Below are 23,137 nucleotides of genomic sequence, written 5' to 3' on the forward strand. Positions count from 1 at the left end.
CTCGGTCGCCCATCCGCTCGAACGTCGGCCTGAAGGTCGTCATGGCGGTGACGGGCATCGTCCTGGTGCTGTTCCTGATCGCGCACATGCTCGGCAACCTGAAGGTCTTCACCGGCGAGACCTCGTTCGACCACTACGCGCACTGGCTGCGCGACATCGGCACGCCGCTGCTGCCGGCCACCTGGTACCTGTGGATCCAGCGCACGGTCCTCACCGTGGCGGTGCTCGCCCACATCGGCGCCGCCGTCGTGCTCGCCATGCGGGCCCGGGCCGCCCGTCCGGTGGCGTACGCGCACCGCCGGAAGATCCACGTGAACTACGCGGCCCGCACCATGCGCTGGGGTGGGGTGATCATCCTGCTCTTCGTGATCTACCACATCCTGGACCTGACCACCGGTCACCTGAACCCGCAGGGCGACCCGGCCAACCCGTACGGCAACGTGGTCGCCGACTTCGCCCCGGAACGCTGGTACGTCACGCTCTTCTACACGCTCGCCATCGTGACCCTCGGCTTCCACCTGCGGCACGGCGCGTTCAGCGCGTTCCGCAGCCTCGGCCAGCAGACCCCGAAGGGCGAGCGCCGGGCCCGCGCCGCCGCGCTCGTCCTCGCCGTCGTGCTCTGCGCCGGCTACCTGGTGGTCCCGTTCGCCGTACTCACCGGATTGGTGGCCTGACATGGACCTCTACACCGACGGCGACCCGATCGCCGACACCCGGGCCCCGGACGGCCCGATCGAGACCCGGTGGGACCGGCACCGCTTCGAGATGAAGCTGGTCAACCCGGCCAACCGCCGCAAGATGACGGTGATCGTGGTCGGCACCGGCCTGGCCGGCGGCTCCGCCGCGGCGACGCTCGCCGAGCAGGGCTACCACGTGAAGTCCTACTGCTACCAGGACAGCCCGCGCCGGGCGCACTCGATCGCGGCCCAGGGCGGCATCAACGCCGCCAAGAACTACCGCAACGACGGCGACTCCGTGCACCGGCTCTTCTACGACACGGTCAAGGGCGGCGACTTCCGGTCCCGGGAGTCGAACGTGCACCGGCTCGCCGAGGTGTCCGTCAACATCATCGACCAGTGCGTCGCCCAGGGCGTCCCGTTCGCCCGCGAGTACGGCGGCCTGCTCGACACCCGCTCCTTCGGCGGCGCGCAGGTGCAGCGCACCTTCTACGCCCGGGGACAGACCGGCCAGCAGTTGCTGCTCGGCGCGTACCAGGCCCTGGAGCGGCAGATCGGCCTGGGCAACGTGGAGATGAACGCCCGCCACGAGATGCTCGAACTGGTCGTCGTCGACGGCCGGGCCCGCGGCATCGTGGTCCGCGACATGGTCACCGGCGAGATCAGCACCGAGATGGCGGACGCGGTGGTGCTCGCCTCCGGCGGCTACGGCAACGTCTTCTACCTGTCCACGAACGCCAAGGGCTGCAACGTCACCGCCTCCTGGCGGGCGCACCGCAAGGGCGCGTACTTCGCCAACCCCTGCTACACCCAGATCCACCCGACCTGCATCCCGGTCTCCGGCGACCACCAGTCGAAACTGACCCTGATGAGCGAGTCGCTGCGCAACGACGGCCGGGTGTGGGTGCCGAAGGCCAAGGGCGACGACCGCGGCCCGCGGGACATCCCCGAGGACGAGCGGGACTACTACCTGGAGCGGATCTACCCGTCCTTCGGCAACCTGGTGCCCCGCGACATCGCCTCCCGCGCCGCGAAGAACGTCTGCGACGAGGGCCGTGGCGTCGGCCCGACCGGCCTCGGCGTCTACCTGGACTTCGCCGACGCCATCGACCGGCTCGGGCGCACGGCCATCGAGGCCAAGTACGGCAACCTCTTCGAGATGTACGAGCGGATCACCGGCGAGGACCCGTACCGGGTGCCGATGCGGATCTACCCGGCCGTGCACTACACGATGGGCGGCCTCTGGGTCGACTACGACCTCCAGTCGACCATCCCGGGCCTGTTCGTGATCGGCGAGGCTAACTTCTCCGACCACGGCGCGAACCGGCTCGGCGCCTCGGCGCTGATGCAGGGCCTGGCCGACGGCTACTTCGTGCTGCCGAGCACGCTGGCGAACTACCTGGCCTCCGGCCCGCTGGAGAAGGTCGACGCCAGCCACCCGGAGGCGGTCGCGGCGCGTACCGACGTCGAGGACCGGATCAGGCGGCTGCTCGCGGTGAACGGCGACCGGACGGTGGACTCGTTCCACCGGGAGCTGGGCCAGATCATGTGGGAGCACTGCGGCATGGAGCGCTCCGAGGCCGGGCTGCGCAAGGCGATCGACGAGATCCGGGCCCTGCGGGAGCAGTTCTGGCAGCGGGTCCGCGTCCCCGGCGACGGCGAGGGGCTGAACCAGTCGCTGGAGAAGGCCGGCCGGGTGGCCGACTTCTTCGAGCTGGCCGAGCTGATGTGCGTCGACGCCCTGCACCGGGAGGAGTCCTGCGGCGGTCACTTCCGGGCCGAGTACCAGACCCCGGACGGCGAGGCGCAGCGCGACGACGACCGGTTCGCCTACGTCGCCGCCTGGGAGTACGCCGGCAGCGGCGAGCCGGTGCTGCACAAGGAAGACCTGACCTTCGAATACGTCCACCCCTCGCAGCGGAGCTACAAGTGAACCTGACCCTGCGCATCTGGCGCCAGTCCGGCCCCGAGGACAAGGGTCGGATGGTGACCTACCCGGTGCCGGACGTGTCCCCGGACATGTCCTTCCTGGAAATGCTCGACGTCCTCAACGAGCGGCTGATCCTCGACGGCGAGGAGCCGGTGGCCTTCGACCACGACTGCCGCGAGGGCATCTGCGGCACGTGCAGCCTCATGATCAACGGCGAGGCGCACGGCCCGCAACGCGGCACCACCGCCTGCCAACTGCACATGCGGCAGTTCTCCGACGGCGAGACGATCGACATCGAGCCCTGGCGGGCCCGCGCCTTCCCGGTCGTCAAGGACCTGGTGGTGAACCGGAACGCCTTCGACAAGATCATCGCCGCCGGCGGCTACGTCACCGCGCCGACCGGCAGCGCCCCCGAGGCGCACTCCACCCCGGTGGCCAAGGACGACGCGGACGCCGCGTTCGAATCGGCCGCCTGCATCGGCTGCGGCGCCTGCGTGGCGGCCTGCCCGAACGGCTCCGGCATGCTGTTCACCGCCGCCAAGGTCACCCAGCTCTCGCTGCTCCCCCAAGGCCAGCCGGAGCGCTACACCCGGGTGATCGGCATGGTGGACGCGCACGACGAGGCTGGCTTCGGCGGCTGCACCAACATCGGCGAGTGCGCCACGGCCTGCCCGAAGGGCATCCCGCTGAACACCATCGGCCGGCTCAACCGCGACTACCTCAAGGCCACCACCAAGCGCGCCGGCACCCCCGGCTCCTGACCTCCCACCGTCAAACCCCACCCGACCGCCGCGCCCCGCACCCCGGGACGCGGCGGTCGTCGTTTCCCGGGGTACGCCTACCCGGCGGTCATCCCGCCTGAGCCAACCCGGCGCGGCACGGTCCGGCCCGGCACGGCGCGGTCCGGCACGGCGCGGTCCGGCCCGGCGCGGCGCGGTCCGGCCCGGCACGGCGCGGCGCGGCGCGGTCCGGCGCGTAGAGCGCGTGGTGCAGCCCGGGAAGTTGGCTCCTCGGCCGCTACGAACTTGATGACGCAGATGCATCAGGCGGGCGGCGCAAAGGTCCGGGACACCGGCGGCGGGGGACCGGGGGCAGCAGGGTGTGCACCAGCTCGGCGAAGTGGTGGACTGCCAGGCTTGATCCACACCACTCCGGCGGAGTGGCGGTGTCGGACAGGCGGGGATACCGCCACTCCGCCGGACTGGTGTGGATCATCGGAGGTCCGCCGGCGCGGCCGGCGTGACCATGCGGGGCACGACACCGAACCGACTGATGCGAGCGCAAGGCTGCCTCAGAGTGACCGAAAGCCAGGGCGACGCAAGGGAGGGCGCGGCGTAGTCCACGGCGGAGGCGGCGGAGTGCGGCGATGAACCACCTGCGTCATCAAGTTCCTAGGCTGCCGCTGGCACACACCGACACGGTGCGGAGCCACGGGCTCCCGCCAGCACCGACGGCACTCGCATGCACCGGGACCGCGGGCACCGCCGGCACCGCGGGCACCGCCGGGACCGCGGGCACCGCCGGGACCGCCGACCCGCCGCTTCCCGGCGCCTCCGGTTCAAGTCACTTCACGCGGGTAGCAGTCCGATGGACGGCACCGAGGAGGGGACATTCAGGCATGAAGGCACTGACCTGGCAAGGCAAACGTGACGTCCGGGTCGAGGACGTCCCGGATCCCCGGATCGAGGCGCCGACCGATGCGATCGTCCGGATCACCTCGACCGCCATCTGCGGCTCCGACCTGCACCTCTACGAGGTGCTCGGGCCGTACCTCAAGCCCGGCGACGTGCTCGGGCACGAGCCGATGGGGATCGTCGAGGAGGTCGGGTCCGGGGTGACCCGGCTGAAGAAGGGCGACCGCGTGGTCGTGCCGTTCAACATCTCCTGCGGGCACTGCTGGATGTGCGAGCGGCAGCTCTACGCGCAGTGCGAGACCACCCAGGTCACCGCCGAGGGCAAGGGCGCGTCGCTGTTCGGCTACACCTCGCTCTACGGCTCGGTCCCCGGCGGCCAGGCCGAGTACCTGCGGGTGCCGCAGGCCCAGTTCGGCCCGATCACGATCCCCGACACCGGGCCGGACGAGCGGTGGCTCTACCTGTCCGACATCCTGCCCACCGCCTGGCAGGCGGTGAAGTACGCGGACACCCCGCCCGGCGGCACGCTCGCCGTGTTCGGCCTCGGCCCGGTCGGGCAGTTCTGCGCCCGGATCGGCCGCCACCTCGGCGCCGGCCGGGTGATCGGCCTGGACCTGGTGCCCGAGCGGCTGGCGATGGCCCGCCGGCACGGCATCGAGGTGCTCGACGTCAGCCAGCTCGACGACGTGCCGGGCGCGCTCATCGACCTGGTCGACGGGCGCGGGCCGGACGCGGTCATCGACGCGGTCGGCATGGAGGCGCACGGCGCGCCGGTCGGCAAGATCGCCCAGGCCGCCGCCGGGCTGCTTCCGGACAAGCTGGCCCAGCCGATGATCGACGCGGCCGGTGTGGACCGGCTCGTGGTGCTGCACGCCGCGCTCAAGGCGGTCCGGCGCGGCGGCACCGTCTCGATCTCCGGCGTGTACGGCGGCGAGCAGGACCCGATGCCGATGATGGAGATGTTCGACCGGGGCATCCAGCTACGCATGGGGCAGTGCCACGTGCGGCGCTGGGTGGACGAGATCATCCCGCTGCTGGAGCGCGACGACGACCCGCTGGGCGTGGAGGACCTGCGGACCCACCGGCTGCCGCTGGCGCAGGCGCCGCAGGCGTACGAGATGTTCCAGAAGAAGGAGGACGGCTGCGTCAAGGTCGTGCTCGCACCGTGACCCGGACGGTGGTCGTCACCGGCGCGACGAGCGGGATCGGCCGGGCGGCGGCCCGGGAGTTCGCGGGCCGCGGGGACCGTCTGGTCCTCGCGGCCCGGTCCGGGCAGACCCTGGAGCAGGTACGCCGGGAGTGCGTCGACGCCGGCGCGGCGGACGTGCGCGTCGTACCCACCGACGTCACCGGTCCGGACGCGCTCGACACGCTGGCGGCCACCGCGGTCGCCGGGTCCGGTCGGATCGACGTGTGGGTGCACACCGCGGCGGTGATGGCGTACGGGCGTTTCGAGGACATCCCGGCGGACGTCTTCGACCAGGTGGTCCGCACCGACCTGCTGGGCGCGGCCGGGGTGGCGCGGGTGGCGCTGCGGCACTTCAAGCGGGCCGGTGGGGGCACGCTGATCCTCACCGGGTCGGTGCTGGGCCACATCACCGCGCCCTACATGAGCGGTTACGTGACGAGCAAGTGGGGGCTGCACGGCCTGGCGCGGGCGTTGCAGCAGGAGTCGCGGGACCTGGCCGGGGTGCACGTCTGCCTGGTCACACCGGGCAGCGTGGACACCCCGGTCTATCAGCAGGCGGCGAACTACGTGGGGCGGATCGGGCGACCGCCGCTGCCGATCACCACGCCGGAGCGGGTGGCCCGGGCCATCGCGCACTGCGCCGACAAGCCGCGCCGGGAGATCTCGGTGGGCCGGGTGAACCTGTTCATGCGGGTCGGTTTCGCCGCGCTGCCGGCCGTCTACGACGTGCTGGTCGGGCCGTTGATGCGGGTCGGCGGGTTGACGAACCGGCCGACGCCCCCGAACCCGGGCGTCGTGTTCGAGCCGAATCCGGCCGGCGAGGCGGTGCGGGGCGGGTGGCTGCCCGACCTGGCCGGGCTGGCCCGATCGATCGGCAGCTCGGCGGGCTCGATCGTGTGGCGCCGGGTACGTCGGTCGCTCCCACCGGTCCGCTCCGGGTCCGCCGGGGAGTGACCCGTCCGCCCGGGCGAATCCCGAGCGGCGGCGACGGCGGGTTCGCGTGGGCGGGCGATGGGATGCGTGACTACCGTGTAGAACGCGGAACACGGCGGAGGGGCGGAAGCGATGCGGGAACCGGTGGAGCGGGACATCGAGCGGGCGGGCGGCGGGCGGGGGTGGCGGATCGCCGGCCTGGCCGCGGTCGCCGGCCTGGCGTGGGCGGCGCGGGACGTGCCGGCCCAGCTCGGCGGGCGGCTCACCGGCGCGCGGGCGGCCCGGGCGGCCCGGTCCCCCAGGTTCCGCGACGGCACGTTCCACAACCCGACCGGGACCAGCTCGGCGATGGTCGCCGACCCGGGCCGCAACCTGGTCCGCGAACTGATCTTCGGCAAGCAGAAGCGTCGGCCCGGCAGCGCCGTACCGTTGCTGCGCCCCGCCGACGCCACGCCGGCCGACCGGGACCGCGAGCTGAACGTGGTCTGGTACGGCCACGCCTCCACGCTCGTGGAGATCGAGGGGCACCGGGTGCTGCTCGACCCGGTGTGGAGCGACAGGTGCTCGCCGTCGGCGCTGGTCGGCCCGCGGCGCATTCACGAGCCGCCGGTCGGGCTGGACGAGCTGCCCCGCCTCGACGCCATCCTCATCTCGCACGACCACTACGACCACCTGGACATGGCGACGGTCCGGGGGCTCCTCGCCCACCAGTCCGCGCCGTTCGTGGTGCCGCTCGGGGTCGGCGCGCACCTGGACCGCTGGGGGGTGCCGGCGGACCGCGTCGTCGAGCTGGACTGGGCGGAAAGCCATCGGGTCGGTGGGCTGACCCTCACCGCCACCGCCGCGCAGCACTTCTCCGGTCGCGGGCTGCGCCGCGACGGCACGCTCTGGAGTTCCTGGGTGGTGGCCGGCGCGCGGCGGAAGGTCTTCTACACCGGCGACTCCGGCTACTTCGACGGCTACGCCGACATCGGCGCCGAGCACGGGCCGTTCGACGTGACGCTGATGCAGATCGGCGCGTACGACCGGGCCTGGCCGAACATCCACATGTTCCCGGAGGAGGCGGTCGCCGCCCACCTCGACGTGCGCGGCGAGCTGCTGGTGCCGGTGCACTGGGCCACGTTCAACCTGGCCCTGCACGACTGGTCCGAGCCGGTGGACCGGCTCTGGGCCGAGGCGAAGGCCCGGGACGTCCGGCTGGCCGTGCCGCGCCCCGGCGAGCGGGTGGTGGTCGACGAGCCGCCGGCGGTGGACGGCTGGTGGCAGGCGGTCGCCTGACCGGAGTCAGTCCGTCTCGACGCTGCGGATCACCATGAACGGCTCGGCGGCGTGGCGTCCGACCACCGTCCCCCAGTGCTCGGCGTGCACCCGCAGGGCGCGGTCGTTGCGCGGGTGCGGCCAGTCCCGCCACTCGGAGCGGTAGTGCCGGAACGCCTCCAGCTTGCGGTCGAGCGTGGCGGAGATGTCGACGAACCAGTTCGGCTGCCACCAGGTCACCGGCGCCGGCGTCCATTCGGTGCTCGACGTGGGCGCGTAGGTGAGCAGTCGGCGCACCGTCTGGCCGGGCACCGGCCGGGTGGCCACCGCCACCGACTCGAACACCGTCCGGTGATCCAGGTTGACGTCGGCCTGCACCGAGTACACCGTGTCCGGCTGGAACTCGGCGATCTGTCGCTCGACCACGCGGTTGACGTCCACGTGCGGCAGCGTGTCCAGGCGCATGTCCGGCAGGTCGAGGTGGACGTAGTCGCTGACGCCCAGCGTCTCGGCCGCCTTGCGGGCCTCCTGCTGTTTCTGTCGCAGGATCTCCAGGTTCCCGGCGTACTGGGTGGACGAGCCGTCGGTGACGCAGCAGATGCGTACCGCGTCGCCCCGGTCGGCGTGCCGGGCGAGCGTGCCGCCCATGCCGAGGATCTCGTCGTCGGGGTGGGCGGCGAAGACGAGCACCCGTGCGTTCATCCGAGCCTCACTCCCGACGGCAACAGCCCGCGCACGTCCGCGCCGCGCCGGGTCGGACCGTCCGCCAGGGTCGCCTCGGTGATCAGCAGCCCGCCGTCCCCGGTAGCCACCAGCACGCCGTCGGGCCGATGGCCCAGCACCGTGCCGGCCGCGGCGCCCGCCGGGGCCGGCTCGGGGCGGGCCGCCCAGATGGTCAGCCGACGGTCACCGAGCCAGGTGAAGGCGCCCGGGTAGGGCCGGGTCTGCGCCCGGACCCAGACGTCCAGCCAGGCCGACCGGGTGTCCCAGTCAATGATCCCGTCGGCCGGGGCGCGCCGGGGCCAGTGGCTCGCCCGGGTCGGATCCTGCGGGATCCGGGGCGCGGTCCCGTCGGCGATCCGGGGGAAGAACTCCCGCACCAGGTCGACGTGGGCGGCCGCGCACTTGTCGAAGAGGGTGGTGGCCGTCTCGTCCGCCGCGACGTCGACCACGGCCTGCCCGACGACGGCACCGGAGTCGGCGGTGGCGTCGGGTATCTCGAAGAGGGTCACCCCGGTCCGGGCCAGGCCGCTCAGGATGGCCCACGGGATCGGGGCCCGGCCCCGATGCCGGGGCAGCAGGGTCGGGTGCATGCCGAAGGTGCCACCCCGGGGGACGGCGAGCAACTCGTCCCGGATCAACTGCGACCAGCCCACCACCCAGAGCGTGTCCGGCGCGAGCCGACGGACGGCCGCCACACACTCGGGGTCGTTCACGTTGCGGGCCTCGATCAGCTCGGCCCCGTACCGGTCGGCCACCTCGTGGAAGGCGCACATGCCCGACACGTCCGGCCGGACCGGGCCGGGCAGCGTCACGACGCCCGCCACCTCGGCGCCCATCTCGGCGGCGGCTTCCAGGCAGTCCCTGCCGATGGTGTCGAAACTGACCCAGACAACCCGTTTCGTCATCGGTGCCCTCTCTTGCCGACCGTGTGCCGTCGACTCCGGATGGTAGGCACCAATTCCCTCGATATCGCGCAAAAACGCCGAAGCCCCCCCCTAGAGCACGAAGGCGTCGGTCCAGAGCGCGCCGGAACGCCCGGACAGGGCGTCGAGCATCGCGACGGCCTGGCCGTCGGTGAGCTGCGCGACGAAGTCGACGATGGCCCGGCCCCTGGCCCGGCCGATCCGATCCGGGGTACGCGGATGCAGCTCCGCCTCGGCCAGCTCCACCAGGTCGTGCAGCCGGCGGGGCAGCCGGGATTCCTCCTCCGGGTCGAGCAGCCACTCCCAGAGCGCCTCCACGAGCGTGTCCAGCAGCCGCGCCTGGCCGCGCTGGTGCAGGGCCAGGTCCGGTCGGGCCAGCACGAACCGGTGGTGGACGAACTTGAGCACCTGCACCTCGTGCCACTGCGCCTTGCCGAGCAGCACGTAACCGGACCGGACGTCCGGCTCGGCGGTCACCGTGATGGCGTCCACGAAGCGGGTGGACCAGCGGGCGGAGAACCGGGCGACGTACTGCTCCGCCTCGATCGAGCCGTCGAAGGGCAGCGCCAGCAACCCCTCCACCAGTTCCTCCCGCACGTGCTCGACCGCCGCGGCGAACGCCTCGTCGTCGGCGATCCAGCCGTCCTTGCGGTGCAGTTGGCGGCGGAGCCGCTCGATCGCCGCGCCGGGTCGCCGGCCGGCGGTGTCGAGCGCCGAGGCGGTGATCGACCGCAGGTGCCCGCACTCGCGCTGCCAGGCCATCAGCTCGGCGGCCACCGCGCCCTGCTGGAGCACCCCGACGCGATAGAAGTCCTCCACGTCGTGGATGGCGTACGCGATGTCGTCGGCGGTGTCCATCACGGACGCCTCCGGGGTCTGCTGCCAGTCCGGGATGCGCCCGGCGAACGGCTCCCGGGCCGCCCGCAGGTCGTCCAGCTCGGTCCGGTACGCGCCGAACTTCAGCGACCCGCTCTCCGGGTCGTCCGGCGGCGGCGCGGCGCCGCGGGGCGCCGGGTCGAGGTGCCGCGGGTGCGGGTCGGGATGGTCCAGCCGGGTCCACGGATATTTCAGCATCGCCGCCCGGACCGCGGCGGTGAGGTCCAGCCCGGTGGTCGCCGCGCCACGGATCTCGGTGCTGGTGACGATCCGGTACGACTGGGCGTTGCCCTCGAAGCCGTCGGTCAACCCGAGCCGCTGCCGGGCCAGCCGGTCCAGGACCCGCTCCCCCAGGTGCCCGAAGGGCGGATGCCCGAGGTCGTGCGCGAGCGCGGCGGCCTCCACCACCTCCGGGTCGCACCCGCCCAGCTTCTCCAGCAGGTCCCGGTGGGCCGGGTCGGCGGTCAGCCGCTCGGCGATCGCGCGGGCCACCTGGGCCACCTTCAGGCTGTGGGTGAGCCGGTTGTGCACGAGCAAGCCGGAGCCGCCGGGACTGATCACCTGGGTGACGCCGTTGAGCCGGGCGAAGAACGGCGACGAGACGATCCGGTCCCGGTCGGCCCGGAACGGGCCGGCGGCCAGGTCGCCGAGCGCCCGGGCGCTGCCCCCGAAGAGCCGCCGGGCCCGGGGGTCCGCAGGTGCCTCCATGATCGCCACGCTAGCGCAGGTGGCTGCCGTCGGGGCAGGTGCTCCTAGGGACTGTGTCGAAGTCGGTCACAGCCACTCGTTGATCGCGGCGATGTGCACGGTGGCCTCGTAGCGGACGGCGAGTTTGTCGAAGCGGGTGGCCACGGCACGGTGGCGTTTGAGGCGGTTGATGCCGCACTCCACGGCGTGACGCTGCCGGTACCGCTGGGGGTCGAAGGCCGGTGGCCGGCCGCCCTTGGACCCCTTCTTACGCCGGTTCGCGTCCTGGTCGGCCTTCGACGGGATCGTCGCGGCGATCCCACGTCGACGCAGGTAGCGGCGGTTGGCCTTCGACGTGTACGCCTTGTCGGCCAGGACCCGGTCCGGGCGGGTCCGGGGCCGGCCACCGCCGAGGCGGGGCACCCGGATCCCGTCGAGCACCGGGATGAACTGCGGGCTGTCCCCGCGCTGCCCGGCGGTCAACACGATCGACAGCGGCTTCTGCCCCTGCTCACATGCCAGGTGCACCTTCGTGGTCAGCCCACCGCGCGAGCGACCGAGCGCGTGGTCGTCCGGTTCGACCGTGACCCCGCCCGGCGGCTCGACCTGCAGATCCCCCTTTTACGCGCCCCCGCAGCGTGCTGATGCGCCCGAGCGACCGTCGAGTCCACCGACACGTCCCACACGACGCGTCCACCCCCGTCAGCCAGGGCCTGCAACACGGTCAGGATCTTCGCCCAGGTCCCATCGCGCTGCCAACGCCGGAACAGCGCGTACACCGCCGCCCAGGACCCGTAACACTGCGGGACGTCCCGCCACGGGGCGCCAACCCGTACCCGCCACCGAATCCCATCAATGAGCTGCCGTTTCGTCCATGTCGACGGCCGACCTGGCCGACGCCCCGCAGGCAGCAACGGCTCCAGCGCCGCCCACTGTGCGTCGGTCAGGTCATGCCGCCTCGTCACCGCTAGGCTGTCCACGAGGTCTCCGGTGTTCGGGTTCTGCTTGGTCGCTGAACCAGATACCGGAGACCTCGCTACATCTCGAACACCGACACGCCAAGACCCTCACCCAACAACTCAAGCCCCGGGCACCGACTTCGACACAGGCCCTAGAGACGCTCGACGGCCGGTCCGGCGCACCGGTTGCGGGCGTCGAAGACGTAGCGGGCCCGGCGGGACACCATGTCGTAGTCGAAGACGTCGTGGTCGGTGGTGACGACCACCGCGTCGGCGGCGTCGACCTCCCGTTCGGTCAGCGGCACGACGAGCACGCCGGCCGGGATCTGGTGCTCCTCCGCGTACGGCTCGGCGGCCCGGACGTCCGCGCCCAGGGCGCACAGCCGCCGGGCGACGTCCGCGGCGGGCGAGTCGCGCATGTCGCCGGTGTTCTTCTTGTACGCGAGGCCGAGCAGCAGCAGCCGGGCGCCGCTGATGGCGCGACCGCTGCGGTTCAACCCGGCCATGATCCGTCGCGTGACGTGTTCGGGCATCTCGTGGTTGACGTCGTTCGCCAGCTCGATGAAGCGGAACTGCCGGCCCAGCCGCCGCTTGACCTGCCAGGACAGATAGCAGGGGTCGATCGGCAGGCAGTGACCTCCGACGCCGGGGCCGGGCCGGAACGGCATGAACCCGAACGGTTTCGTCTCGGCCGCGTCGATCGCCTGCCAGACGTCGATGCCCAGGCCGTGGGAGAGCATGGTGAGTTCGTTGATCAGCCCCAGGTTCACCTGGCGGAACGTGTTCTCGATCAGCTTGGTCAGCTCCGCGACGCGGGTGGAGGACACCGGCACGGTCCGGGCCACGATCCGGCGGTAGAACCCGTCCACCCGCTCCAGCGCGTCGGCGTCCACGCCGGAGACCACCTTCGGCGTGTTCTCCAGCCGCCAGGTCGGGTTGCCGGGGTCGATGCGTTCGGGGCTGTAGCCGAGGTGGAAGTCGCCCGGGGCGCGCAACCCGCTGGCCGTCTCCAGGAGCGGACGGAGCAGTTCCTCGGTCGTGCCCGGGTACGTCGTCGACTCCAGCACCACCGTGGCACCCGGTCGCACGTACGGGCCGATGTGGATGCCGGCCTGCTCCACGTAGCTCAGGTCCGGGGTGCCGTCCCGGAGCGGGGTCGGCACCGTGATCACACAGACGTCGAAGCCCTCGGCGTCGGCGTACTCCGTGGTCGGGCGGTAGCGACCACTGCTGAGCGCGCGGCCGAGGCGGTCGGTGGGGATGTCCTCGACGAACGACTCGCCGGAGGCGAGCCGCTTGATCCGGTCGGCGTCGACATCCAGGCCGACCACCTCGAACCCGGCCTCGACGGCCCGCACGGCCAGCGGAAGGCCGACGTATCCCTGGCCGATGACGACTACCTTCTCAGCGTTCACCCGGACTCCCGACACGTAGGAAAACACCTGGTTGGAGGCTAGAGGGCTTTCTGCGGCCAGAAGTCCGTTTCCGGGATATCGGTCGGCGGCGGGACCGCCGCGGTGCGCGGCGTCCGACCCGAGCGGGCAGAATGCACGACGAACCCACCCGAGAAGGCGGATCAGGATCGTGACTCAGTCTGTGCACCAGCGGATCGCCGAGGAACTCGGCGTCGCCGAGCGCCAGGTGCGGGCGGCCGTGGAGCTGCTCGACGGCGGCGCCACCGTGCCGTTCATCGCCCGCTACCGCAAGGAGGCCACCGGCCTGCTCGACGACGCGCAACTGCGCACGCTCGAGGAGCGGCTGCGCTACCTGCGCGAGCTGGACGAGCGACGCGCCGCGGTGCTGGAGTCGATCCGCGGCCAGGGCAAGCTCGACGAGGCGTTGGAGGCGCAGATCCTCGCCGCGGACTCGAAGTCCCGGCTGGAGGACATCTACCTGCCCTACAAGCCGAAGCGGCGGACCCGGGCGCAGATCGCCCGCGAGGCCGGGCTGGAGCCGCTCGCCGACACGCTGCTCGCCGACCCGGCCCAGGACCCGAAGACGCTCGCCGCCGGCTTCGTCGACGCGGACCGGGGGGTGGCCGACGCGACCGCCGCGCTGGACGGGGCCCGGGCCATCCTGATCGAGCGCTTCGCCGAGGACGCCGACCTGATCGGCACGCTGCGCGAGCAGATGTGGTCGCGGGGCCGTCTGGTCTCCCGGGTACGCGAGGGCCAGGAGTCCGCCGGCGCGAAGTTCGCCGACTACTTCGACTTCGCCGAGCCGTACCCGAAGCTCCCCTCGCACCGGATCCTCGCCATGCTCCGGGGCGAGAAGGAAGGCGTGCTGGAGCTGACCATGGCCCCGGAGGCCGACGACGACGCCGACGCGGCCACCGGGCCCAGCCGGTACGAGGCCGCCGTGGCCGGCCGGTTCGGCGTCACCGACCGGGGGCGGCCCGCCGACCGGTGGCTGACCGACACGGTGCGCTGGGCCTGGCGTACCCGGATCCTCATCCACCTCGGCGCGGACCTGCGGATGCGGCTGTGGCAGGCGGCCGAGGAGGAGGCCGTCCGGGTCTTCGCCACCAACCTGCGCGACCTGCTGCTCGCCGCCCCGGCCGGCAGCCGCGCCACCATGGGTCTCGACCCGGGCCTGCGGACCGGGGTGAAGGTGGCGGTGGTGGACGCCACCGGCAAGGTGGTCGCCACCGATACGATCTACCCGCACGAGCCGCGCCGGCAGTGGGACGCGTCCCTGCACACGCTCGCCACGCTGGCCGCGGCGCACGGCGTCGAGCTGGTCGCGATCGGCAACGGCACCGCCAGCCGGGAGACCGACAAGCTCGCCGGTGAGCTGATCACGCGGCATCCCGAGCTGAAGCTGACCAAGGTGATGGTCTCCGAGGCCGGCGCGTCGGTCTACTCGGCCTCCGCGTACGCCTCGCAGGAGCTGCCCACGCTTGACGTGTCGCTGCGCGGCGCGGTCTCGATCGCCCGTCGCCTCCAGGACCCCCTCGCCGAGCTGGTGAAGATCGACCCGCGCTCGATCGGCGTCGGGCAGTACCAGCACGACCTGTCCGAGGTGAAGCTGTCCCGCTCCCTCGACGCCGTGGTCGAGGACTGCGTCAACGCGGTCGGCGTCGACGTCAACACCGCCTCCGCTCCCCTGCTGACCCGGGTCTCCGGCATCGGCGCCGGCCTGGCGGAGAACATCGTGCTGCACCGGGACGCCCACGGGCCGTTCCGCACCCGGGGCGAGCTGAAGAAGGTGGCGCGGCTCGGGCCGAAGGCGTTCGAGCAGTGCGCCGGCTTCCTGCGCATCCCCGGCGGCGACGACCCGCTCGATTCCTCCAGCGTGCACCCCGAGGCATACCCGGTGGTGCGCCGCATCCTCGCCAGCACCGGGCAGGACCTGCGCGCGCTGATCGGCCGGTCGGCCATCCTGCGCGGGTTGCGGGCCACCGACTTCGTCGACGACACGTTCGGCCTGCCCACGGTCACCGACATCCTCGCCGAGCTGGAGAAGCCCGGCCGGGACCCGCGCCCGGAGTTCCGCACCGCCACCTTCGTCGAGGGCGTCGAGAAGATCAGCGACCTCACCCCCGGGATGGTGCTGGAGGGCGTGGTCACCAACGTGGCCGCGTTCGGCGCGTTCGTCGACGTCGGCGTGCACCAGGACGGGCTGGTGCACGTCTCGGCGATGTCGCACACGTTCGTCAAGGATCCGCGCGACGTGGTGAAGTCCGGTGACGTGGTGAAGGTGCGGGTGCTCGACGTGGACGTGCCGCGCAAGCGGATCTCGTTGACGCTGCGGCTGGACGACGAGACCCCGGCCGGCGGGCGTGCGGCGGGCGGTGACGGCCGTCGTGAGTCCGGCGGTCGCAGCGGCGGTCCACGTGACGGCCGAGGCAGCGGTGGCCGGGGCGGCGCGGACCGCGGTGAGCGGCCGGGACAGGCCGGTGGTGGCCGAAGTGGACAGGGCAGCGGGCGGGAGGGGCAGCGCCGTGGCCAGGGCGGCTCGCCGCAGCGACCGGGGCGGGGCGCTCCGGCGCCGGCAAACGATGCCATGGCGGAGGCGCTGCGTCGCGCCGGTCTGGCCTGACCGGTCACCTCTTCCGGCCCTGTCGAGCTGATGGCGCGAACGACTCAGCGCGCTGATGTCACCAACGACTCAGCTCGACAGGGCCGCGAGGCGCGAGGGACGCATCCGCCCGCGCGGCACCCACACGGCCGGCGGGAAGGCAGCACCGCCGCGGGGCGGGAGGCGCCGCCGGGCGTACCCTCTCAGGCGTGGGTGCGGACGACGGCTCGGAGTGGCGGGAGCAGCGGGGGCACGCGGTGCGGGCGCACGCGGAGGCCGAGGCGCGGCAGCGCGCGGCCGAGCAGGCGCAGGCCGCGGAGCTGGTGGCCCGGTTCGCGGCCGAGGCGAGCCGGCGTCGCCTGCGCACGGAGCGGCTCACGGCCGCCACCTACGACGGTCGGGCCCGTTATCGCACCCACCTCACCGGCTGGTACGTCGACCGCGCCCGCAGCCGGGGGGTGGACACCGAGGGGCGGTTCTACCTGCTGACCGTGCCGGCCGGCCTGCGGTCCCGGCTGGTGGGGGCGCGGCCGGAGCCGTCGCCGCCACCCCTGGTCGTCGGTCGAGGTGGCCGGGACGGCGAGTCGCTGCCGCTGTCGGACCTGCTCGGCCAGCGCCTCGATGCGGGCGACGACTGGCCCTGAGCCGCTCTCGCGCCCGCCTCGACGCGCGGTCGGGCACGACCTGGGACCGGCCTGTCACGTTAACCCCTGGTGCGACCCGACCACGGGTGCCGACCGAGCAGACCGCGCCCAGGGGGCGACGAGAGGAGCACCATGCTGACCGGCCGTATCGTCGGCATCCGTCCGATGGAAGTCGACGACCTGCGCTTCCTCGCCGACCTGGCGAACCACCCCGGGGTCCGCAACTTCGTGGGGGGCTGGGAGTGGCCGATCTCGCCCGACGCACAGGCCGAGTGGTTCCAGTCCTCGCAGCGCGATCCGCGTACCCGCCGCCTGACGGTGACCGACGGCCCCAACGGCGAGCCGCTGGGGCTGACCGGCCTGTGGGACGTCGACTGGCACAATCGTGGCGCGCTGACCGCGATCAAGTTGATGCCAGGTCGAGCGCCCAAGGGCGCCGGCAGCGACGCGATAAAGTTGATCATGGCCTGGGCCTTCTACGACGTCGGCCTGCGCCGGCTGCACAGCACCATCCTCGCCTTCAACGGGCCGAGCTACGGCGCGTACGTGCGGCGATGCGGATGGCGGGTGGAAGGGCGCGAGCACGAGTCGGTCTTCCGCGGGGGCCAGTGGCACGACCTGCTCCGGGTGGCGGCGCTGCGCCCGGACTTCGACGCCCTGGCCGATGCGGCGGATTACGTGGAACGGGTCTGCGGTCCAATGCTGGGGCTGCCGCGTCAGCACCCGGTCGAACAGGAAACGTGGGCGACGATGCCGGCGGTTCAACGCTGAGTTTCGAGCGTCTCCGCAGCGGAGGTCCCGGTCACGCGCCGCCCAGGTCAGCGGCGGATGCCCGCCCAGTCGTGGTGGCGCCGCACGGTGGACAGGATGAAGTCGACGACCCGCCGGGACGTGTCGGGCACCAGGTAGTCGGCCGGGCATGGCACGCCGTCCGCGGCGACCTGCGCCACCGCCACCCGCACCGCCTCCACCGTGCCGGCCGGATCCAGCCCGGTCATGATCATGCCGCCGGCGTCGAGCGCTTCCGGGCGCTCGATCGACTCCCGCAGCGTCACCGCCGGGAAGCCGAGGATCGCCGCCTCCTCGCTGATCGTCCCGCTGTCCGACAGCGTGCACCGCGCGCGCGTCTCCAGGTGCACGTAGTCCAGCAGACCGAACGGTTCGTGGAAGGCGATCCCGTCCAGCGCGAGCCCATCCTCCGCGACGGACTCCAGCCGCTTACGGGTCCGCGGGTGGGTGGAGACCAGCACCGGCAGGTCCCACTCGTCGCGTACGGCCCGGAGGCAGTCCAGCAGGCGGCGGAGCCGGGCCGGCTGGTCCACGTTCTCCTCCCGGTGCGCGCTGACCACGAAGTACCCGCCGGGGTTCAGTTCGAGCTGGCGCAGGATCGTGGACGCCTCGATGTCGGCGCGGTAGTGCTCCAGCACCTCCCGCATCGGCGAGCCGGTGTGCAGGATCCGTCGCGGGTGCAGGCCCTCGGCGAGCAGGTTGCGCCGGGCGTGCTCGGTGTAGACGAGGTTGAAGTCGGCGACGTGGTCGACCAGCCGCCGGTTGGTCTCCTCCGGCACGTTCAGGTCGAAGCACCGGTTGCCGGCCTCCATGTGGTAGACGGGCACCCGCATCCGGCGCGCCATCAGCGCGGCGATGCAGCTGTTGGTGTCGCCGAGGACGAGCAGCGCGTCCGGCCGGAAGTCGGCCACGGCCTGCTCGACCCCGACGAGGACGCCGCCGAGCACGCGCCCCAGCGAGGAGGTGTCGACCTCGAGGAAGCGGTCCGGTTGCCGCAGGCGCAGCTCGGAGAAGAACACGTCGGACAGCGCCGGATCCCAGTTCTGCCCGGTGTGCACCAGCACGTGGTCCACGGTCCGGTCGAGCCGGTCCAGCACCCGGGACAACCGGATGATCTCGGGCCGTGTGCCGACCACCGTCATGACCCTGGTCATCGTCGCCTCCGTTGCGTGATCAGCTTGGCCATCATGTCCTCGATCTGGTCCACTCCCACCCGCAACGACATCCGGTCCTGATAGACACGGCTGGCCCGCGCGCCCATCCGGGCCCACTCCCCCGCCGGCAGCGCGGCGGCCTGGGCGAACCGGCTGGCCAGCGCCACGACGTCCTCGGGCGGGCAGGAGAACCCCACGCCGGCGGACTCGACCAGGCGGGCGGCGTCCCCGGGCGCGGAGGCGAGGACCGGCCGACCGCAGGCGAGCGCCGCCTGGAGCTTGGACGGCACCGTGCCCCGCAGCGCGGGCAGGTTACGCAGGCAGATGAGCTGCCAGTCGGCGGCGGCGTACAACTCGGCCATCTCCTGCGGCGGGCGGCGGCCGAGGAACCTGATGTTCGCCGCGTCCAGTTCCGCGACGAGCCGCCGGGCGGCGTCCTCCTCGATGCCGGAGCCGACCAGGACGAGGTCGATGTCCGGGACGGCCGCGGCGGCCCGGATCGCCGTCTCGATCCGCTGGAACGCCCCGAGGTTGCCGGCGAACATCACGACCGGCCGGCCCCGGTAGCCGACCTCCGCCCGCGCGGCCGGGGTGACCGGCACCGGCCGGAACAGCTCCTCCTCGGTCCAGTTGAGCACCACGCGCACGGCGCTCGGGTCCGCGCCCCGCTCGACCAGAAGCTCCGCCATCGAGTCAGAGAGTGCCACGATGCCGTCCACCGACCGGTAGACACGTGTCATGGCGGCGTGGAGCCCGCGGTCGAGGAGCCGCCCGGCGCGCCCCGCGGGGGCCATCGTGGAGCCGGTCACCGACTCCGGCCAGATGTCCTGCGCGTGCAGCAGCACCGGCACCCGGCGCAGCAGGCGCGGCAGCAGCGCGGCGGCCACGGCGGTGGGGGGTGGGTGATAGACGTAGAGCACGTCGAGGCCGGCGAGGAAGCGCCACCCCGCCACCGAGCTGGTGGCCGCGTACGACAGGTAGTTGGCGACCCGGCCGACCGCCGAACTGTCGTGCGACGGGTACACCGGCACCCGGCGCACGGTCACCTCGTCGACGGTCTCCACCGACCGCCAGCGCTGCCGGTAGCCGGGGTAGATCCGCCCGCCGGGATAGTTGGGGAAGGCGGTCAACGTCCGGACCTGGTGGCCACGGGCCGCCAGGGCGGCGGCGAGACCCGCGGGGATGAACGCCGGCTCCGGCGGATACCACTGGGTGACCAGGCCAACCCTCATCTCGCCGCGACCGCCGTCGCCACACGCTCGGCCTCGACCGTCTCGCGGTAGGTGTCGGGGCGCGCGGGGTCGAACACCTCGTTGGTCCAGAAGAGGGTCAGCAGCTCGTCCGCACCGACATTGGTGATCTTGTGCACCCACATGGTCGGCATGTCCACCACGACCGGTCGATCGCCACTGACGGCGAAGCGGACCACCTCGTCGTGGCCCACCCGGCGCAGCGCGATCTCGGCGCTGCCCCGCACGACCGCGAACCGTTCCACCTTGGCCAGGTGGAAGTGCTCGCCGCGGACGACGCCGGGGTGGCTGCTGGAGCAGAACGTCTGCCCCTGGCCGCCGTGCGACTTGACCACCTCGGTGAGTTCGCCGCGCGGGTCGGCGTGCCGGGGCAACGGCAGCGGATAGTGGTGCGGGAAGCAGTGCGACCGGTAGGTGTTGAACAGGCGCACGGCGTGCCGGTCCGGCAGCGGCGGCAGCTCGCCCCGGCGGTAGACGTCGGCGTAGCCGGCCAGCCGCCCGGCGAGTTCCCGCACGCCGAGGCGCAGCGCCGGCATGCGCGCGTCCCAGCCGCCGTCGGCGGGCGCGCCGAGCAGGTGCGCGGCGGCGTCGGTCACGTGCACGAGGTCCAGTTCCCGGTCCTCGTGCACCTCCGGCCGGCTACCGTCGGCCAGCAGCCGGCAGAACGTGGCGACGACCGAGTTGTAGAACGGCCGACCGTGCTCCCCGTAGAGGTTCGGCAGGCGCACGTCGACGAGGTCGACACCGGCGTCCGCGAGGGTCGTCGCGGCGAGCGCCTTACCGTCGCCGTAGGGCGTGCCGTTGCCCGCCTGGACGGAGTTGGCGTAGACGACTGTCGGTGGTGGGGCCGCGCAGCGGGCCAGGCCACGGGCGAGCGCGGCGGCGAGCCGGGCGTTGCCGTCGGCCACCTCCGCCGGGTCGCCGCGGTTGACGCCGGCGAGATGCAGGACCCGGTCGGCCCCGTCCAGCCGGGCAGCGAGCGCGTCGGGGTCGGCGAGGTCGGCGCGGGAGACCAGGACCGGATCGGGCAGGCCGAGGGCGCGCATCAGCACCCGCACGTGCCAGCCGAGGAAACCCGCGCCGCCGGTGACGGCGACGCGCGTCACGCCAGCACCGGATCCCGCAGCGCCAGCTCCGCCCGCACCTCGGGCAGGGTGAGCAGCAGATCGACGATCTGGGGTACGTCGAGCCGGGGCGCGTTCGCCGAGTTGAAGTCCTCCTCCGCGCCGAGGCCGAAATCGCCCTCGGACACGTACAGCGCGTAGTTGAGGCCACGGGCGTCGACGGGCACCCGGAAGAAGTCGCCGAAGTCCTCGGCGCGGGCCAGTTCCTCCCGGCTGGCGAGCGTCTCGTCCTGCTTCTCGCCGTGCCGGACGCCCACCACGTCCAGCTTCGCCGGCACGTCGAAGAGCTGGCAGAGCGCCTCGGCCAGGTCGCCGACGGTGCAGGCGGCGGCCTTGCGGATGAAGACGTCCCCGGGCCGGGCGTGCTGGAAGGCGTGCTCGACCAGACCCACCGAGTCGTCGAGCGACATCAGGAAGCGGGTCATCCGGGGGTCGGTGACGGTGGGCGCGCGTCCGGCCTTGAGCTGCTCGATGAAGAGCGGGATCACCGAGCCCCGGGAGTACATCACGTTGCCGTAGCGGACGCAGGAGACGACCGTGGCGCTGCGCGGGTTGTTCCGGGCGTAGGACTGGGCGACCTTCTCCATCAGGGCCTTGCTCATGCCCATCGCGTTGACCGGCTGGACGGCCTTGTCGGTGCTGAGCACCACGACGGAGCCGACCCCGTTGCGGTCCGCCGCCTCGATCACGTTGGCGCTGCCGAGCACGTTGGTGCGTACCGCCTCCAGCGGGAAGAACTCGCACGACGGCACCTGCTTGAGCGCGGCGGCGTGGAAGATGTGGTCGACCTCCCGGCTGGCGTGCAGCACGGAGTCGTAGTCACGGACGTCGCCGACGTGGTAGCGGACCCGCTGGTCGCCCAGCACCCGGCGCATGGCGTCCTGTTTGGCCTCGTCGCGGCTCAGCACGCGGACCTCGGCGACGCCGTTGGCCAGGAGCCGCCGCACCATCGTCTGACCGAACGAGCCGGTGCCGCCGGTGATCAGCACCCGTCGGCCGCTTATGGGGTAGTTCACTGATGCTCCCGTTGTCGTCTCAGGATTCGCTCTTGCGCACAACGAGGGCGGACCGGACCAGGATGCGGAAATTCTCCCTTCCATCCCCAAAAAGGGATATTCCTCTCAAGGTGCGCTGCCTCATCTCGGGCGACTCGTTAGCCCACCGGAACGATTCGCCGCTCCGGTCCACGCCGGGGCATCCGACAGTCGGAGGTCGCTCGTGCTTCACCCCGCCGTCGACCGCGTCCTGCTGTCGCCCCCCGACGTGGGCCCGCTGGAGGAGTCGTACCTGATCCAGGCGTTGCGGTCGGGCTGGGTGGCCCCGACCGGGCCGGATGTCACCGCGTTCGAGCGGGAGGTGGCGAAGCGGACGGGCCGCGCGCACGCGGTCGCCCTGTCCTCCGGCACGGCCGCGCTGCATCTCGGCCTGCTCGGGCTCGGCGCCGGGCCGGGAACGGTGGTCGTGGTACCCACTCTGACATTCGTCGCCACCGCCAACGCCGTGGTCTACACCGGGGCGGAGCCGGTCTTCGTCGACGCCGAGCCCGCGAGCGGCAACATCGACACCGGCCTGCTGGATCGGACGCTGCGCGAGTTGCGCCGGGAGGGTCGGCGGGTGGCCGCCGTCGTGCCGGTCGACCTGTTCGGAAGTTGCGCCGACCACCCCACGATCGCGCGCGTGTGCGCCGAGGCCGGCGTGCCGGCGCTGGAGGACGCGGCGGAGGCGCTCGGCGCGAGCCGGGACGGCCGCCCGGCGGGCTCCTTCGGCCGGGCGGCCGTGATCTCGTTCAACGGCAACAAGATCATCACCACCTCCGGCGGCGGCATGCTGGTCAGCGACGACGCGGAGCTGATCGAGCGGAGCCGCTACCTGTCCACCCAGGCCCGGCAGCCGGTGCCGCACTACCAGCACCACGACGTCGGTTACAACTACCGGCTCAGCAACCTGCTCGCCGCGCTCGGGCGCGCCCAGCTGCGCCGGCTCGACACCATGATCGGCCGGCGTCGCCGGATCCGCGAGGCGTACGCGAAACTCTTCGCCTCCAGCCCCGGCGTCCGCCTCCTCGCCGACGACGACCCGGGATCCAACTGCTGGCTCACCACCATCGCCGTCGACCCGACCGTCGCCGGTTGGCGCGCCGCCGACCTCGCCGCCCACCTCGACCGGGCCGGCGTCGAGACGCGGCCGATCTGGAAGCCGATGCACCTCCAGCCGCTCTTCGCCGGCGCGCGCTCGACGCTCAGCGGAGCCGCCGAACGACTCTTCGCCGACGGCCTCGCGCTGCCCAGCGGCTCGGCGACGACCGAGGAGCATGCCTCCCACGTCCTGCACACCATCGAGCTGTTCCTGGGCCGGGGCTGAGCGGTCG

Annotated in this window: 18 protein-coding genes and 1 pseudogene; 10 read left to right on the forward strand and 9 right to left on the reverse strand. The window is 72.6% G+C overall.

Annotated elements, in window-relative coordinates; genetic code table 11:
• Positions 1-41: 41 nt before the first annotated feature.
• The 6 genes from O7602_RS18405 to O7602_RS18430 all read left to right on the forward strand — a co-directional run bounded on the left by O7602_RS18405 (position 42) and on the right by O7602_RS18430 (position 7,641).
• Entirely contained in the window at positions 42-674 is a 633-nt protein-coding gene (locus tag O7602_RS18405; RefSeq protein WP_281583870.1) for a succinate dehydrogenase cytochrome b subunit, read from the forward strand.
• Between the two features lies 1 nt (position 675).
• A complete protein-coding gene (locus tag O7602_RS18410; RefSeq protein WP_281583871.1) occupies positions 676-2,610 on the forward strand; it encodes a fumarate reductase/succinate dehydrogenase flavoprotein subunit in 1,935 nt (644 codons plus the stop codon).
• A complete protein-coding gene (locus tag O7602_RS18415; protein ID WP_281583872.1) occupies positions 2,607-3,368 on the forward strand; it encodes a succinate dehydrogenase/fumarate reductase iron-sulfur subunit in 762 nt (253 codons plus the stop codon). Before O7602_RS18410 ends, O7602_RS18415 begins: the two co-directional genes overlap by 4 nt.
• Positions 3,369-4,225: 857 nt before the next feature.
• Entirely contained in the window at positions 4,226-5,410 is a 1,185-nt protein-coding gene (locus O7602_RS18420) for a zinc-dependent alcohol dehydrogenase (protein WP_281583873.1), read from the forward strand.
• Positions 5,407-6,384 carry an SDR family NAD(P)-dependent oxidoreductase gene (locus O7602_RS18425; RefSeq protein WP_281583874.1) on the forward strand — a complete coding sequence of 326 codons (978 nt, stop codon included), beginning with the start codon at positions 5,407-5,409 and terminating at the stop codon, positions 6,382-6,384. The genes O7602_RS18420 and O7602_RS18425 overlap by 4 nt, the downstream gene beginning before the upstream one ends.
• A 111-nt stretch (positions 6,385-6,495) precedes the next feature.
• Positions 6,496-7,641 (forward strand): MBL fold metallo-hydrolase, encoded by a 1,146-nt coding sequence (locus O7602_RS18430; protein WP_281583875.1) that lies wholly within the window; start codon positions 6,496-6,498, stop codon positions 7,639-7,641.
• A 6-nt stretch (positions 7,642-7,647) separates the two neighbouring features.
• Here the strand turns inward: O7602_RS18430 and O7602_RS18435 are convergent, their stop codons facing one another.
• The 5 genes and pseudogenes from O7602_RS18435 to O7602_RS18455 all read right to left on the reverse strand — a co-directional run bounded on the left by O7602_RS18435 (position 7,648) and on the right by O7602_RS18455 (position 13,203).
• Positions 7,648-8,322 (reverse strand): PIG-L deacetylase family protein, encoded by a 675-nt coding sequence (locus O7602_RS18435; protein WP_281583876.1) that lies wholly within the window; start codon positions 8,320-8,322, stop codon positions 7,648-7,650.
• Positions 8,319-9,248: a methionyl-tRNA formyltransferase gene (locus O7602_RS18440; protein WP_281583877.1), complete on the reverse strand. Its 930-nt coding sequence runs from the start codon at positions 9,246-9,248 to the stop codon at positions 8,319-8,321. Before O7602_RS18440 ends, O7602_RS18435 begins: the two co-directional genes overlap by 4 nt.
• A gap of 90 nt (positions 9,249-9,338) precedes the next feature.
• Positions 9,339-10,850: a dGTP triphosphohydrolase gene (gene dgt, locus O7602_RS18445; RefSeq protein ID WP_281583878.1), complete on the reverse strand. Its 1,512-nt coding sequence runs from the start codon at positions 10,848-10,850 to the stop codon at positions 9,339-9,341.
• Positions 10,851-10,916: 66 nt separating this feature from the next.
• Positions 10,917-11,809 (reverse strand): annotated as a pseudogene (locus O7602_RS18450) (IS5 family transposase).
• A gap of 131 nt (positions 11,810-11,940) precedes the next feature.
• Positions 11,941-13,203, reverse strand: coding sequence for a nucleotide sugar dehydrogenase (locus O7602_RS18455; RefSeq protein ID WP_281583879.1), 1,263 nt, complete (start codon positions 13,201-13,203; stop codon positions 11,941-11,943).
• Positions 13,204-13,372: 169 nt separating this feature from the next.
• Here O7602_RS18455 and O7602_RS18460 point away from each other — a divergent pair, with 169 nt between their 5' ends.
• The 3 genes from O7602_RS18460 to O7602_RS18470 all read left to right on the forward strand — a co-directional run bounded on the left by O7602_RS18460 (position 13,373) and on the right by O7602_RS18470 (position 17,223).
• Complete coding sequence (locus tag O7602_RS18460; protein WP_281583880.1) at positions 13,373-15,829, forward strand: Tex family protein; 2,457 nt, start codon at positions 13,373-13,375, stop codon at positions 15,827-15,829.
• Between the two features lie 188 nt (positions 15,830-16,017).
• Positions 16,018-16,452: a hypothetical protein gene (locus O7602_RS18465; RefSeq protein ID WP_281583881.1), complete on the forward strand. Its 435-nt coding sequence runs from the start codon at positions 16,018-16,020 to the stop codon at positions 16,450-16,452.
• Positions 16,453-16,584: 132 nt separating this feature from the next.
• Entirely contained in the window at positions 16,585-17,223 is a 639-nt protein-coding gene (locus O7602_RS18470; RefSeq protein ID WP_281583882.1) for a GNAT family protein, read from the forward strand.
• A 47-nt stretch (positions 17,224-17,270) separates the two neighbouring features.
• Here O7602_RS18470 and wecB read toward each other — a convergent pair whose 3' ends face one another.
• From wecB to O7602_RS18490, 4 genes are read right to left on the reverse strand one after another with little or no spacing between them, the layout of a single operon-like run.
• Positions 17,271-18,395 (reverse strand): UDP-N-acetylglucosamine 2-epimerase (non-hydrolyzing), encoded by a 1,125-nt coding sequence (gene wecB / locus O7602_RS18475; RefSeq protein WP_281583883.1) that lies wholly within the window; start codon positions 18,393-18,395, stop codon positions 17,271-17,273.
• Positions 18,392-19,627: a glycosyltransferase family 4 protein gene (locus tag O7602_RS18480; protein WP_281583884.1), complete on the reverse strand. Its 1,236-nt coding sequence runs from the start codon at positions 19,625-19,627 to the stop codon at positions 18,392-18,394. The genes wecB and O7602_RS18480 overlap by 4 nt, the downstream gene beginning before the upstream one ends.
• Positions 19,624-20,751 carry an NAD-dependent epimerase/dehydratase family protein gene (locus O7602_RS18485; protein WP_281583885.1) on the reverse strand — a complete coding sequence of 376 codons (1,128 nt, stop codon included), beginning with the start codon at positions 20,749-20,751 and terminating at the stop codon, positions 19,624-19,626. The genes O7602_RS18480 and O7602_RS18485 overlap by 4 nt, the downstream gene beginning before the upstream one ends.
• Positions 20,748-21,785 (reverse strand): SDR family NAD(P)-dependent oxidoreductase, encoded by a 1,038-nt coding sequence (locus O7602_RS18490; RefSeq protein ID WP_281583886.1) that lies wholly within the window; start codon positions 21,783-21,785, stop codon positions 20,748-20,750. The genes O7602_RS18485 and O7602_RS18490 overlap by 4 nt, the downstream gene beginning before the upstream one ends.
• Positions 21,786-21,987: 202 nt before the next feature.
• On the opposite strand from O7602_RS18490, the gene O7602_RS18495 reads away from it, so the two are divergent.
• Positions 21,988-23,130 carry an aminotransferase class I/II-fold pyridoxal phosphate-dependent enzyme gene (locus O7602_RS18495; protein ID WP_281583887.1) on the forward strand — a complete coding sequence of 381 codons (1,143 nt, stop codon included), beginning with the start codon at positions 21,988-21,990 and terminating at the stop codon, positions 23,128-23,130.
• The last annotated feature ends 7 nt before the right edge of the window (positions 23,131-23,137 follow it).

Origin of the sequence: Micromonospora sp. WMMD1128, from assembly GCF_027497235.1 — a bacterium.
Taxonomy (GTDB): Bacteria; Actinomycetota; Actinomycetes; order Mycobacteriales; family Micromonosporaceae; genus Micromonospora.